The organism is Variovorax sp. P1_H12_2, from assembly GCF_056405335.1.
Genome location: NZ_JBFUCI010000133.1, coordinates 1 through 14,470, shown reverse-complemented (window position 1 = coordinate 14,470; position 14,470 = coordinate 1). Strand labels below are relative to the sequence as shown.

9 protein-coding genes and 1 pseudogene are annotated in these 14,470 nt (G+C 66.9%); 3 read left to right on the top strand and 7 right to left on the bottom strand.

The window, feature by feature from the left end; genetic code table 11:
* A partial coding sequence (locus tag AC1D2K_RS15370; protein ID WP_478089696.1) for a DUF2272 domain-containing protein occupies window positions 1-906 on the bottom strand: 906 nt, incomplete at its 3' end.
* Between the two features lie 167 nt (window positions 907-1,073).
* Here AC1D2K_RS15370 and AC1D2K_RS15365 point away from each other — a divergent pair.
* On the top strand, window positions 1,074-5,105 hold the full coding sequence (locus AC1D2K_RS15365; RefSeq protein WP_478089695.1) for a Pls/PosA family non-ribosomal peptide synthetase: 4,032 nt from the start codon (window positions 1,074-1,076) through the stop codon (window positions 5,103-5,105).
* A 50-nt stretch (window positions 5,106-5,155) separates the two neighbouring features.
* Here AC1D2K_RS15365 and AC1D2K_RS15360 read toward each other — a convergent pair whose 3' ends face one another.
* A complete protein-coding gene (locus tag AC1D2K_RS15360) occupies window positions 5,156-6,394 on the bottom strand; it encodes an MFS transporter (RefSeq protein WP_478089698.1) in 1,239 nt (412 codons plus the stop codon).
* Between the two features lie 113 nt (window positions 6,395-6,507).
* On the opposite strand from AC1D2K_RS15360, the gene AC1D2K_RS15355 reads away from it, so the two are divergent.
* Window positions 6,508-7,449, top strand: a complete 942-nt coding sequence (locus tag AC1D2K_RS15355; RefSeq protein ID WP_478089694.1) for a LysR family transcriptional regulator — start codon at window positions 6,508-6,510, stop codon at window positions 7,447-7,449.
* 25 nt (window positions 7,450-7,474) lie between these two features.
* On the opposite strand, the gene AC1D2K_RS15350 is transcribed toward AC1D2K_RS15355, so the two are convergent.
* From AC1D2K_RS15350 to AC1D2K_RS15335, 4 genes are all read right to left on the bottom strand, one after another.
* Window positions 7,475-9,748, bottom strand: a complete 2,274-nt coding sequence (locus tag AC1D2K_RS15350; protein WP_478089697.1) for a xanthine dehydrogenase family protein molybdopterin-binding subunit — start codon at window positions 9,746-9,748, stop codon at window positions 7,475-7,477.
* Complete coding sequence (locus tag AC1D2K_RS15345) at window positions 9,745-10,236, bottom strand: (2Fe-2S)-binding protein (protein WP_478089693.1); 492 nt, start codon at window positions 10,234-10,236, stop codon at window positions 9,745-9,747. Before AC1D2K_RS15345 ends, AC1D2K_RS15350 begins: the two co-directional genes overlap by 4 nt.
* Entirely contained in the window at window positions 10,233-11,486 is a 1,254-nt protein-coding gene (locus AC1D2K_RS15340; RefSeq protein ID WP_478089692.1) for a c-type cytochrome, read from the bottom strand. Before AC1D2K_RS15340 ends, AC1D2K_RS15345 begins: the two co-directional genes overlap by 4 nt.
* Before the next feature lie 201 nt (window positions 11,487-11,687).
* A complete protein-coding gene (locus tag AC1D2K_RS15335; RefSeq protein WP_478089691.1) occupies window positions 11,688-12,770 on the bottom strand; it encodes a helix-turn-helix domain-containing protein in 1,083 nt (360 codons plus the stop codon).
* Between the two features lie 166 nt (window positions 12,771-12,936).
* Between AC1D2K_RS15335 and AC1D2K_RS15330 the strand changes: the two are divergent.
* A pseudogene (locus tag AC1D2K_RS15330) lies at window positions 12,937-13,011 on the top strand (thioredoxin domain-containing protein); the annotation flags it as partial.
* A 15-nt stretch (window positions 13,012-13,026) separates the two neighbouring features.
* Here the strand turns inward: AC1D2K_RS15330 and AC1D2K_RS15325 are convergent.
* Window positions 13,027-14,470, bottom strand: a 1,444-nt coding sequence (locus AC1D2K_RS15325) for a catalase (RefSeq protein WP_478089690.1), incomplete at its 5' end; no start/stop codon positions are given.

The window sequence follows — 14,470 nt, the reverse complement described above, 5'->3', positions numbered from 1 at the left end:
GCCGGGGGCGAAGGCCAGCCGGCGCAGGGTGACGGACTGCAGCACATTGCCGCCCACGGCGTCGAAGCCCGAGGTGTCCACGGCCACGACCACGTCGCAGTGCATCGGCAATGCGGCCCCCCAGGCTCGGCGGCCGGCCAATGCCTCGCCGATCTTGTCGAAGGTGTCCAGGCCGGCGCCGGCACCGCGGGCCTGACACACCAGGTCGCCGACACGCGGCGGCGTGCGCGTGATGTCGCAGGCGCGCATCGCGTAGGGCGTGGCCCGGCCTGCCGCTTCGTCGACGCCCGCCTGCCACGCGGCGCCTGCGTAGTCGGCATGCGCTTCGGAAAACAGGAACTCCTCCGCGCCGAGCCCGGCCTCGCGCGCGAGCCAGCTCACGAAGGCGGCGGACCAGGGCGTGTCGATCACGGCGACCCGGTCGATCGCGGTCCCGACGGCGCGCAGCTCGTGCGACGCCAGGCCCTGGTCGGGTCCCACGCCAAGGCCTTGCAGATGCGCGTCCGTGGCCTGGTTCAGCGCCTGCTTCAGCAGCGTCCGATCGGCTGGTCGCAGGGCGCCGAATCGAACGAGGTAGGGCAAGCGGCGGCGCTGCGGATCGACCGCCTGCCAGTAGCCGAGCACCCGCTGCCATGGCGCCTTGGCCAGGAGCGTGCCGCGGACGTCCTCGGCTTCCGAAAGCCCGGATTCGGTGAGCCGGCCCTCGGCGTCCATGGTCTGGCCACCGAAGGCCTGGTGCTCTCGTTGCGCCGCGGCGGCCAAGGCCAATGCGCGGGCCGGCGGCGCAGGCCGGGCGGCCGCGTCCAGGCAGGCCGAGCTGGCGGATGCACCGTGCGGTGCCAGCAGGATCAGCGCGGAAGCGACGAGTGGGGCGAAGAGCCGCCGCAGCGAACAAAAGGAAAGCATGCGAAGGCGAGCATAGCCCGGGCCTCTTCCCAGCTTCCCAGCTTCGCGATTGAACGATCGAGATCGTTCGCCATGCGCCACCTGCCTGCCCCCATCCCCGCCTGTAGGACAATAGGGGGTTGGATCGCCAGCCGCCACATGGCCGCGCTGGCACTCCAGGATTGACGATGTTTCGCACAAACCCTGATTCCCTTCTCCCCACCGCCCCCTCCGACACCCCCGACATCGTTCACGGCCCCGACCGGGCCGACCTGCTTCGGCCCGAGATCCTCGCCGACCTGTTCGAGGCCACCGCCGAGCGAATCCCCGCCCAGACCGCGCTGATCTTCGGCGAGCGGACGCTGAGCTACGGAGAACTGGGTGCAGCGGCGGATCGGGCCGCGTCGAAGCTGATCGAAGCCGGCGTTCGTCCCGGCCGCATCGTGGGCCTGTGGCTGCCGCGAGGCATCGAACTTCTGATCATGCAGCTGGCCATCGCCAAGACCGGCGCCGCCTGGCTCCCGCTCGATGCCGATACGCCGGTCGAACGCATCGCTGTGTGCCTGGACGACGCCGATGCCGCCGGCCTCGTGAGTTGCGCAGCGCTTGCGCCCCGACTGGCGGCGGTCGGCCGTCCCCTCTGGAGCGCAGAGGCGATGCTGGCCGATGACGCCCGCGGCCCCGCGCTGCAGCGTCGTCAAGGTGCGCTGCCCGACCACCCCGCCTACGTGATCTACACCTCGGGCTCCACCGGCAAGCCCAAGGGCATCGCGATCACCCAGCGCAGCATCTGCCACTTCCTGCGCAGCGAAAACGCCGTGCTCGGCGTGCGCCAGGATGACCGCGTCTACCAGGGCTTCTCGATCGCCTTCGACATGTCGTTCGAGGAGATCTGGCTCAGCTACCTGGTCGGTGCGACGCTGTGGATCGCGCCGAAGGCCATCGCATCCGACCCCGAAGCGTTGCCGAAGGCCCTGATCGAGCAGCGCATCAGCGTGCTGCACGCGGTGCCGACGCTGCTGGCCCTTTTCGATCGCGATGTGCCGGGGCTGCGCCTGATCAACCTCGGCGGCGAAATGTGCCCCGAGTCACTGGTTGCGCGCTGGGCGGCCGCCGGCCGGCGGGTCTTCAACAGCTATGGCCCGACCGAGGCGACCGTGTCGGCCAGCATGGCCGAGCTGCGCGCGGGCGAGACCGTGACCATCGGCCGGCCGTTGCCCAACTATGCGCTGCTGGTCATCGCGCCCGATGTCGAGCACGGCCTCAGGCTGCTGCCGCGCGGCGAGGTCGGCGAACTGTGTATTGCCGGCCCTGGCGTCGCGTCGGGCTACCTCGGGCGCCCCGACCTGACGGCCGAGAAATTCCTGCGCAACCCCTGGTCGAGCGGCACGCACGACGATCGGCTCTACCGCACCGGCGATCTGGCGCGCATCGACGAGGACGGGCGCGTGCTATGCCTCGGGCGCACCGACGACCAGATCAAGATCCGCGGCTTTCGAGTCGAACTCGGCGAGATCGAGGCCGTGCTGGCGCAGCAGCCTGGTGTCGGCACTGCGGCCGTGGTGCTGCGCCAGGTCGAGGGTGTCGACCAGTTGATTGCCTTTCTGGTGGCCGAGAGTTCCACCGGCGTGTCGGCGTCTGCTCTGCGCCCGGCGCTCGGTGCGCGGCTGCCGCCCTACATGGTGCCCGGCCGCTTCGAGGTGCTGCCGCACATGCCGCGCCTGAGTTCCGGGAAGATCGATCGCAAGACGCTCAAGTCGAGGCCGCTGGCCGAGGCGAAGGGTCCGTCCGAAGGGTCGGATACACCGCAGACGCCAGCCGAAATCGCGTTGTTCGCGGCGCTGGCCGGACTCTTTCCCGGCCTCGCGATCCGGCGCACTTCGGACTTCTTCGACGAACTCGGCGGCCATTCGCTGTGGGCGGCGCGGCTCGCATCCTTGCTGCGTGCCGACCCCCGCTTCGCCCGGATCACGGTGCGCGACATCTATCAGCGCCGCACCGTGGGCGGCATCGCCGCCGCGTTGGATGCCTGCGGCGGCCGGGAGACGACGCCCGTGCCCGATTGGACACCGCCATCGGCGTGGCGCCGCTGGCGCTGTGGGGTCGCGCAGGCCGCGGCGATCCCGGCACTGGTGGCCATCCGCATGATGCAGTGGCTGGCGCCGTTCTTTACCTACCACTTCTACACCGGCGGCGCAGGGGATTCGATCCTTCGTGCGATCGCCATGTCGATGGTTGTGTTTCTGGCGGCGACACTGCTCGAGTTCGTGCTGGCGATCGCCGGCAAATGGCTGATCGCAGGCCGACTGGCGCCTGGCCGCTATCCGCTGTGGGGCTTCACCTACTTCCGCTGGTGGCTGGCCGACCGGCTGGTCGATGCGGCGCCCACCTACTTCATCAGCGGCTCCTCGCTGCACGCCTGGTGGCTGCGCGCGCTGGGCGCGCGCATCGGCAGGAACGCGAGCATCGGTTCGATCAAGCTGCGCGCACCCGATCTGCTGACGGTCGGTGACGGCGCCAGCATCGGCAACGCGGTCAACTTCGAGAACGTGCGCGTGCAGCGCGGCGAGTTGCTCATCGGTCCCATCGAGATCGGCGCCGAGGCCCATATCGGTTCCTATGCCGTACTGGAAGGCAACACGCGGGTCGGGAACTGGGGCCATCTCGACGGCCAGTCTGCACTCAGCGACGGCGAGACGGTGCCGGCCGGGCGCATCTGGAGCGGCTCGCCGGCGCGCGACACGGGGGCCTTCGACGCCGCCTCGCTGCGGCCGCGCCCGCCGGTCAGCAAACGCCGGCTCGCCGGCGAAGGCCTGTTCTTCTTCTGCGGCGCCATGCTGGTCGCGGCGCTGTTCTTCCTGCCGGTCTTCCCGACCTTCATGCTGATCGATGTGCTGGACGACACCGAACGGTTCCCCTGGCTCGAAACCAGCGTCCCCGTGCTGCAGCTGTTCAAGTATTTCGTGCTGGCGCTGCCTGCGGGCGCGGTGATGATCGTGCTCACGGCCCTGATCTCCGCGGGCATCCGCTGGAGCGTGCTGCCGCGGCTCAAGAGCGGAAGCTGGCCCGTGCACAGCAATGTCTACTGCGGCAAATGGCTGGTCAACCAGATCCAGGAATCGAGCCTGCAAGTGCTGCATGGCGTCTACGCCACGCTGTTCGCGCCCATGTGGTACCGGTTGCTGGGGGCCAAGGTAGGCCGCAACGCAGAGATTTCGACCGCGCTCGGCGTGGTGCCCGACATGCTCACGCTCGGCGACGACACCTTCATCGCCGATGCGGTGCTCCTGGGCGACGAAGAGATCGATGGCGGCTGGATGACGATGCGGCCCACCGTCATTTCGCGTCGCAGCTTCGTCGGCAACGGCGCCTACCTTCCCGATGGCACCACCTTGCCCGAGAACGTGCTGATCGGCGTGCTCGGGCGGGCGCCCGATCCGGCGGCGCTGCGCAGCGGAGACACCTGGGTCGGCTCACCCGCCGTGCGGCTGCCGGCGCGAGAAACCGTGACCGGCCACCCCGCGTCGCTGACCTTCAATCCATCGCCGATGCGCCGGCTGGGGCGTGCCGTGGTCGAGGCTTTCCGCATCGTCGCTCCGCACGCGATGGTGATCGCCGCGGGCTACAGCATCGTGCTGGCGGTGATGCCCTCGGCGGCCGCCGAGCAGTGGGGCGCGGTGGCCTGGGACCTGACCGTCGACGGCCTGCTCTTCGGCCTCTCGACCTTCGTGTTCGTGGCGCTCTTCAAGTGGATCTTCCTGCGCCGCTACCGCCCGCTCGCCGTGCCGATGTGGACGCCCTTCGTCTGGCTCTCCGAGGCAGCGACGAACCTGTACGAGGGCATCGCGGTGCCCAACTTCATGCACTATCTGCGGGGCACGCCCTGGCTGCCGATCGCCTTCAATCTGCTGGGCGCGCACATCGGCCGCGGCGTGTACCTGGACACCACCGACCTCACCGAATTCGATTGCGTCCACATCGGCGACTACAGCGAACTCAACGCGCAATGCTGTCCCCAGACCCACCTGTTCGAGGACCGGGTCATGAAGATCCATCAAGTGAACATCGGCAAGCAGGTGAGCATCGGGCCGCGCAGCATCGTGCTCTACGGCGCGACGGTGAACGACGGGGCGCAGCTTGGGGCCCTGACGCTGGTGATGAAGGGCGAGAGCATTCCGGCGGCTTCGCGCTGGAGCGGGAATCCCGCAGCGCCGGCCTGATCCTGGCCGGCTCGGGCAGCACCTTGAGGCTCGGGCCCAAGCTGTCCGGCTCAAGCGGCACGCGGCCAGATGCGAAGCGCGAGTGCACCAAGCGCCGAAGCAGCAGAGAGTGCCGTGACCGCCATCCAGCCCCATTGAGCGAGTAGCAGCGCTCCGATGGCAGAACCTGCGGCCATACCGATGAACATGCCCGTGAACAGCACCGCATTGAGCCTGCTGCGTGCGCCGGGATCGATGCTGTAGACGATGGTCTGATGCGCAATCAGCGCGGCCTGGATGCCAAGATCGAACCCGATGGCGCTGGCAACCAGCAGCCAGAGCTGCGCACTCGGCTTCATGAACGGCGCGAGCGCCATGGCACTGAACGAGACGACGACCAGTCCCGCACCGAGCCGCGCCACGAGTTCGGGACCGCTGCGATCCGCCAGGCGACCGGCAATCGGTGCAATGAGYGCCCCGGCCGCGCCGGCAAGACCGAAGGCCCCCGCCGCTGCCGCACCGAGGTGGAAGGGCTCGCCATGCAGCATGACTGCCAGGGTCGACCAGAAGGCGCTGAAGCCAACGGAGAGCAGCCCCTGCGACCATGTGGCGCGCCGCAGCGACCCATGTCGCTTCCACAGCTTGGCGAGCGACCCCAGCAGCGCGCCATACGACAGGTGGGTCGTCGCCTTGAAGCGCGGCAGGTTGCGCCATGCCAAGGCGCCGATGAGGGCGATGCTTGCGGCGGCGGCGATGAACATGGCTCGCCAGCCCCAATGCTCCGCGACGAAGCCGCTCACAACGCGCGACAGCAAGATGCCGAGCAGCAAGCCCGTCATCACCGTGCCCACCACCTTGCCCCGATGGGTTTCGGGCGCGAGGGTTGCAGCGGCAGGAACGATGTCTTGCGCCATGGTGGCGGACAGACCGATGACCAGACTGGCGACAAGGAGGGTTGCAATCGAAGGTGCGGCGGCGGCGAGCAACAGCGCCGCGCACAAGACCGCAGCCTTGGCGAGGATGATGCGGCGCCGGTCGTACCGATCGCCGAGGGGCGCCAGGAACAAGATGCCCATGGCGTAGCCGAGCTGCGTCAGCGTCGGAACCAGCCCGACCGAGCGGGCGGAAGCGCCGATTTCAGGCCCGAGAACGCCAAGCATGGGCTGGCTGTAGTAGAGCGATGCCACCGCCAGGCCGGCGCCACCCGCCAGCAACAGGATGAGTGGCGTCCTCAAGGTCGGTGCGGCCGGAACGCTCGGCGAAGCGCCATCGGACGCCTGGGTCGAATACGCGGATTGAATATGAGACATGGTGTTAACCCTAGAAATCACAACGAGCGCGAAGTGTGATCCTCAGGCCATTGCGGCGGAAGTAGCGTGACGCGCAAAATGGATATACGCTCCACGCATAAAGCCAAAACGCCATGTCATCTGCACGACCCCTGTCGAATACGCCCGGCAACGCCGATCGCCTGGAGTTGTTGCAGACCTTCGTGCATATCGTGGAGGCGGGAAGCCTGTCTGCGGCTGCGGCGCAGATGGGCGCGACGCAGCCCACCGTGAGCCGCCGGCTCCAGGTTCTCGAGCGTTTCCTGGGCCTTCGGCTCCTGCGCCGCTCCACGCACGCCATGAAGCTCACCGAGGACGGCGAACGCTGCTTCGAGCGCGCCAAGGAGATCCTTGCGAACTGGCAGGCCTTCGATGCGGATCTGCGTGGGGTGGAAAACGAGCCCGAAGGCACCCTGCGCGTCGTGGCGCCGCACGCGTTCGGGCAGGAGTTGCTGGTCGGCCCGCTGGCCGATTACCTGCGCAACCATCCCGGGGTGTCGGTGGAATGGCTGCTGCACGACCGTCGGCCGGACTTTGTGGCGGAAGGCATCGATTGCGCGATTCATGTCGGTGAAGTCAGCGATCCGTCGGTCGTTGCGCAAAAGCTGTCCGAGGTGCCGCGCATTGCCGTCGCGGCCCCTTCGGTGATCGCAGGAAAGGCAACGCCCACCCACGCCGCGATGCTGGCCGAGCTGCCCTGGCTCGCTCTTCGCACGTACTACCGGACGGACATCCTGCTGACGCATGCTCCGAGTGGCGAGGCTCTCCGTCTGCCGATCAGGCCACGCATGAGCACCGACAGCCTCTATGCGTTGCGCAGTGCCGCGTTGCTGGGCCTGGGCGTCTGCGTTGGCTCCAGTTGGCTGTTTGTCGAAGACCTTGCGCAAGGCAGACTGGTTCAGCTCGTGCCCGATTGGCAGGCGTCGCCGCTCCCGGTGTATCTGACCTATCCGCACGCGCGCTTCTATCCGGCCAAGCTGCGGCGATTCCTGGAAACGATGCGCACTGCCGTCCCGGCCGCGATGAGCGCCAGTTGAGCCATATGGCCAGGAATATTCGTCTTCATGAGGCGCTTCCAGGGGATGCGCCGAGCATGAGCCTGACGCGTTGCGGATTCAGCGGCATCTCGCGCAGGCGCTGGCCGGTGGCATCCGCCAGTGCGTTCGCAAGCGCCGCGGCGGCAGGTCCCTGACCGGCTTCTGCCGTGCCCAGGAAAGGCAGTCCAGGCCGGTCGACGATGTGCACCTCGATCGAATGGGGCACGTCGGAGAACCTGTGGATAGGATAGGCGCTCCAGTCGAAGCTGGTCCTGTGCGTCGCGTCGAAGGTCGCTTGCTCGGCCGTGGTCCAGCTGAGCGATTGAACGATCGCGCCCTCGATCTGGTTGCGAATTCCATCGGGATTCACGGCCTGCCCGCTGTCCACTGCCGCGACCACGCGCGGCACCGCGATGCGGCCGGTTTCCCGCTCGACCTCGATCTCCATCGCGATGGCGCAGTACGCACCGATGTTCTTGTAGCGGGCGAATGCCATGCCGCAGCCTCGCAATGCGCCGCCGCGCGGCCGCTTCGACCAGCCGAAGCGCTCTGCGACGGTCTGCATCACGGTGCGCGCACGCTCGTCCCTCATGTGGGCGAGCCGCAACGCCAGCGGATCCACGCCGGCCGCCTTGGCCAGTTCGTCGAACATGCATTCGATCGAGAACACATTGAGGTGCGCGCCCAGCGAGCGCAACGCGGACACACGAAGCGGCATGTCCTTGATGAAGTGGTAGTTGACCTTCATGTTGGGCAGCGCATAGAGCGGATTCGAATTCCGGCTGCCATCGCCTTCGGGCATCGGAATCGGCTTGCCTTCCGGCACCGGGAACGGCGGGCTCACTTCCTGGCCCGCAGTCACGCCGCCCGCGCCCACCGGGCGGTTGTTGTGGGGGTTGCTCCAGACATCATGGCGCCATGCAACGATGCGGTTGTCCGCATCGAGCGATGCTTCCAGTTCCGTGAGCATGCCGGGACCCAGCGGTTCCCAGCCCTGCTCCTGTTCGCGCATCCACTGGAGCCGGATCGGCCGGCCCGGTACTGCGCGTGCGACGAGGGCGGCGTCGGCGGCGGCGTCGTCAGCGCCATTCTGTCCATAACAGCCGGAACCCTCGGCGTGAATCGCATGCACCTTGTCCAGCGGCAGATCGAGAAGCTCCGCCACAACGCGCCGGACATCGAAAATCCCCTGGCTGTGGCTCCACACAGTCATGACGCCGTCCTCGAACAACGCCATCGCGCAGGACGGGCCGATCGAGCCATGGTGAAGCCAAGGCCGCACATAGCTCGCCCTGATGCTGCGTGTCGCCGGCCCGGTGCGGTCGCTCGTGTCGAGGATGACAATGTCGCGCGACGGCAGACTTTTGAGAGTCTGCGTCACCGTCGCGAGCGCTAACGGCGGCGCGGTGCGCATGAAACGGCCTGCCTGCAGCTGACGCATCGCGACGACGGCGCTCCATTCGCTCTCGGCAACGACCGCCATGAAGCCAGCGTTCCGCACCACCTTGGCATCGGCGGGAAGGCGAGCCAGGGCGGCCGCATCGACCTGCATCAGACGCGTGCCGTGACTGGGCCCGCRCACCACACGGGCATGCAGCATGCCGGGCAGCCGCATATCGTGCACGTAGGCGCCGCCGCCGCTCAGCTTGGCGGGAATGTCGACGCGTGGCAGTGACTTGCCCATCGTCCGGAATCGGGCCGGGTCGCGCAGCGGCACATTCGCCAGCGCCGACACATGCATCGACAACCGCGCCGCGACTTCCCCATAGCCCGCGGAACGCCCGTCGCCGGACCGCAGCCGGCCGTCGCCGGTCGTCTGTACGGACGCCTCGGCAACGCCCCACTGCGTGGCCGCTTCGCGCGTCAGCAGCATGCGGACGTTCGCCGAGGCGTTCTGGATCGCCGTGCCGCTGTCCTGCATCGAATGGCTGCCGGCGGTCAGTCCTTCGTCCGGGGTTCGTGCGGTGTCGGCGGTCACCAGCGCGATCTGCGAGGGCATCACGTCCAGCTCCTCGGCGGCCACCTGGATGAGCGCCGTTCGAATGCCCTGCCCGAGCTCGGCCTTTCCCGTGAACACAGTGATCAATCCCTCCGAGTCGATGCGGATCCAGGCGTCGAGCAGCGGGATGCGCTTCAGATCGCCCGCCAGATCGGGCGCAATCACCTCCGGTGCGGCGCCGCCTTCGCCGCCGCCGGCGAGCTGCGACCGCGCCCTTTGCATCAGGGAGAAACCGACGACAAGAGCGCCAGCGGCGAGCAGTGAGCGGCGCCGCAACGGAAGGTCCTCTGGTGCACTCACGGGGCCCCCTTTCCAGTCGCAGCACTGGCGCTCAGCATCTCGGCGGCGCGACGAATCGCCCTCAAGATGCGCATGTGCGTCCCGCAGCGACACAGGTTCGGCTGCATGTGGGCACGGATTTCGTCGTCGCTGGGCCGCGGGTTCCTGTCAAGCAGCGCCTGCGCACGCATCACCATGCCGGCGATGCAGTAGCCGCATTGGGCCGCCTGCTCCAGTTCGAATGCCTGTTGCAGAACGCCCGGCTGCCCCGCCTTGGCGAGCCCCTCGATGGTGCGGATGGCTCGCCCCTCAAGCGCGGCGATGGGCGTCACGCACGAGAAGACGGCGCGGCCATCGACCTGCACCGTGCAGGCGCCGCACTGCCCGAGCCCGCAGCCATACTTGGCGCCATTCAGCGCCAGGTCGTTGCGCAGCACGTACAGCAGCGGCGTCGACGGATCGCTCTCGATCGCGCGGCGCGTGCCGTTGACTTGAAGCTGGRGTGTCATGGCGATGCACCTTCCTTGCGGGCCGTCGCCACGCTGCGTTCCAGGTCCTGCCACGGCGGTCGATCGGTGAATCGGGCGCGCACATAAGCCGCGAGCACTGCGACCTGCACATCGCTCAGCGCATCGGAGAATCCGGGCATGAAGGGCCGCTGTTCGGGGGTGGGGGTGCGCAGACCCTGCAAGATGGCCATCACCGTGTTGCGCGAATCGCCCGCATGGACGGATGTGACGAGCGACAGCGGCGCTCGCCCTTCCCTCGACATGGGCGACCCCTCGGCGTGGCATCCTGCACAAGCGCCCGCGAAGAGGACGGCGCCGAGGGGCTGTTCGCGCGCCGCGGAGGCCGTGCGATCGGCCCGTGCCTCGGCCGCAGGCGACACCCCAGGCGGCGTGGCGCCCGCAGGATGCATCGCGGCATCGATGTAGATCGCCATGGCTTTCACGTCGTTTTCCGATGCGCTGTCCAGCGCATGCGATACCGGGCCCATCGGCCCGTTCGCCATGCCATGCCGAGGATCCGCACCAGTGCGCAGGTAGCGATAGAGAGAATCGACATTCCAGCGCGCTGCCCACGGGTTGCTGCCATCCAGCGGCGGCGCGCGCCATCCCTCGGCGCTGCCGCCGGTCAACGCAAGGCCGGCTTCTTCCGCTCCGAGCGCATTGCGCGGTGTATGACAGCCACCGCAATGCCCGAGACTCTGGACCAGGTAGCCGCCGCGGTTCCATTCGGCGCTCTTCGAGGTATCCGGCACGAAAGGTGCTCGACGGAGAAACAGGAGCTTCCAGCCAGCCAGCAAGGGTCTGAAGCCAAGCGGCGGAATGAGTTCGTTCGGCGGCGGGCGCGAAGCGACGGCCTCACGCGTCATGAGAAATGCGTAAAGGGCCTCCAGGTCGGCGGTGCGCGTCTTCGTGAAGTGCTCGTAGGGCAATGCCGGATACAGATGTTCGCCGTCGCGCCTCACTCCCTCGCGCATGGCGCGTTGAAAGGCCTCGACCGACCAGCTTCCGATGCCGGTGCCCACATCGGGCGTGATGTTGGTGGCATAGAGCGTGCCGAATGGCGTAGCGAGCGCCCTTCCGCCGGCGAAGGGTTTTCCACGCTCGGCCGTGTGACACACGACGCAGTCCCCAACCGCAGCGAGCGAGGCCCCAAGCAATATCTGCACCTCGGGAAATACCGCATTCGCCGGACGCTCTATCGGCGCTATCGCGGATCGAAGCGTGAAGACCCAGGCGACCACGGCCGCCATGGCCAGGCCGCCCGCAGCCATCCAGGCTAGGCGTCGATGGCGAGGGAGAATTCTCATGTCGGTGCAAGCTCCGTGGGGGACGACGCGTGGTGCCACGCCTCGTCGCGTTTACTGGCAACGAGCTTAGATTCCCGGTCCACTTTGGGCTTGAACAATGCGACGCTGGTTTCTCCATTTGTGTGGCGCAACGAGCCCCGAGGCTCAGCTGCCGACTTGCATCCTGCGGCGCCAATTGCCAGGCGGCGTGCCAGTGGACTGGGTAAAGACGCGCGTGAAGTGACTTTGATCAGCAAAGCCGCACGCCGCGGCGACGTCGGCGAGCGGGCGCTCAAATTCCATCAGGAGCGTGCGTGCACGCTCCAGCCGTTGGGCGATCAACCACTGATGCGGCGTCTGGCCTGTGGTCTCGCGAAAAGCATGGATGAAATAGCTGCGCGAAAGATCGCATGCGCCCGCAATCTCGGCGATCGACATGCTGGCGTCGATCTTGCTGCGCAGCATTTCCTTCGCCCGCGCCTCTTGTGAACGAGAAAGAAGCCGCTTCCTCCTGGGGTCTGCCGTAGGGGCGCCACCGTACTTTTCGAGCAGGTAGGTCTCCATGGCGATGCTCATCTGTTCGACGAACAACATGCTCGCTTCGGCAGGCCGGTCCAGCGCCGGCGTCAACGCCCGGGCGAGGTTGGCGAGCACTTCGTCCTTGACGCCCGTGACGGGTGCGAGCCCGCTGACGCGGACGCCGCTCCTTTCCTCGATCGCGCGCTCGATCGCGGTATGCGAAACCTCGAGCAGCACAAAGTCGAAGGAACTCTTCAGATCGGCGCGATAGCGATCGGTGAAATCACGGATGTAGATGGAACCCGAGTCGAAGTCATGGCTTGAAGCATGGTGCTCGTGAAGAATTCGTCTCCGGTGGCCATCGCGCAGCGAAATCCCGACGAGGACGCCGCGTCCGGTGGCCGGCGTTTCCACGTAGTGAAGCTGGCTACCGTCGGTCGTCTTGCGATAGACCTTGATGCCGCCCACCGAGAGCTCCTGATCTCTTTGAAGCTGGTTGGACACGCAACCCAGCGTGTCCTTCGGAGCCGCCGAAAGATCGAGCAAGGATGGAGGGGCATTCATTGGCTGGAAGCATCTGCTTTCGATGCAGATGAATTCGCGGAACAGGAGTTGAAGATACTGAACACCCGATTGGCTGCTCGACGCCGAACGGCGGATAGGAGTCTTGTGCGGTTTGTTGAACGAATGTGATGACGCAAGCATCGTGCGCGCCGATGCGGTCGACAAGGGTTCCAAATGCAGCACAAACCGTACATAACGCCCTCATGGAGTTGGGTATCGTCRCAGCCGGCGATGTTTTTCGTCGCCGTCAAATCTCCTTGCAAGAGGCTTCAATGAGCGCGTTGCCACACCCGAATCCGCTTCTCACACGCCCGATCCAGCCACCGAGCACATCCTCGGACCGAGCTCGGCCACGGTGACCATCGTCGAATTCGGCGACTTTGAATGCCCTGCCTGTCGCCAGGCTTACCCGGCCGTGCAGTCAGATCCCAAGTTGCGCCGCGACGCCCTGTCCCAACGAGTCGTCGACGAGCCGGAAGTGTGCGATCTGGCGCCGCTGAATGGCTTCGGGCACAGGGGTCATTGCCGCTGCGATGTTCTCGAACAGCCGCTGCCGCTGGCCATGGTCCATGCCCCGGTACATGGCGGCCGCCTGCGCATAGTCGCCGAGTCCCTGACGATCGTCGAATCGCTTCGCGTCCCCGCTCAGCGGCAGCGCCGGCTCCGCGTGCTGGCGGTCGGGACGCGGCCCGCCAAATGAATTAGGTTCATAGTAGGCGTCGGTCCGGGCCGGAACGTCCAGACGCATCGCGCCATCTGCGTGATAGGTGTGCACGGGGACCCTGGGATGATTCACGGGCAGCGCCCCGTGGTGCGTGCCGATCCGGTAGCGCTGCGCATCCGCGTAGGCGAGCAGCCGCCCCTGCAGCATCTTGTCGGGCGAGAAACAGATCCCGGGCACGATGTTGGCCGGGTTGAATGCCGCTTGCTCCACTTGCGCGAAGTAGTTGTCCGGGTTGGCATCGAGTTCCAGCGTGCCGAGTTCCATGAGCGGAAATTCCTGTTGCGACCAGACTTTCGTCGCGTCGAACGGGTTGAACGGCATCCCGGCCGCTTGCTCTTCGGTCATCACTTGCACCTTCAGTGACCAGCGCGGATGCTCAGCGCGCTCGATCGCTTCGAACAGATCGCGTTGCGCGCTTTCCCGATCGTTGGCGATCACCTCGCGGGCCTCGGGGTCCGTCAGATGGCGGATGCCCTGCTGCGTCTTGAAGTGGAATTTGACCCACACCCGTTCGTTGGACGCATTGATGAGGCCGAAGGCGTGCACGCCATAGCCGTGCATGTGGCGAAAGCTCCACGGCAGGCCGCGATCGGAGAACAGCATGACGATCTGGTGCATGCTTTCGGGCGAAAGCGACCAGAAGTCCCAGATCGCCGTCGGTGATCTCAAGTGGCTGACCGGATGGCGCTTCAAGGCCCGAACCAGATCAGGAAACTTCTGCGGGTCGCGAATGCAAGCCACAGGCAGATTGCTGCCGATCAAATCCCAGTTTCCCTCTTCCGTATAGGCCTTGAGAGCGAAGCCGCGCACGTCGCGCTCCGCGTCGGCGGAGCCTCKCTCGCCGGTCAGCCCGGAGAAGCGGACGAGCACCGGCGTGCGCTGGCCGGGCTGAAGAACCCGGGCCCTGGTGTGGCGCGAAAGATCGCCCGTGATGTGCAGCGTGCCGAAGGCGGCGGCGCCCTTTGCATGGAGCACCCTCTCCGGGATGCGCTCGCGCGCCAGATAGGCCAGTTTTTCGACCATTYGGTAGTCCTGGATCAGGATCGGTCCGCGAGGACCGGCGGTGATCGAGTGCTGGCTGTCCGCGACCGGCGCACCGCCGGCCGTGGTCAGCTTGGGCGGCCTGCTTTCTGTTTGCTTG

Bases quoted from the DNA above. Each gene is read 5' to 3' on its own strand.
- AC1D2K_RS15365 (WP_478089695.1), top strand. From the start codon at position 1,074: ATGTTTCGCACAAACCCTGATTCCCTTCTCCCCACCGCCCCCTCCGAC.
- AC1D2K_RS15355 (WP_478089694.1), top strand. From the start codon at position 6,508: ATGTCATCTGCACGACCCCTGTCGAATACGCCCGGCAACGCCGATCGC.
- AC1D2K_RS15340 (WP_478089692.1), bottom strand. From the start codon at position 11,486: ATGGCGGCCGTGGTCGCCTGGGTCTTCACGCTTCGATCCGCGATAGCG.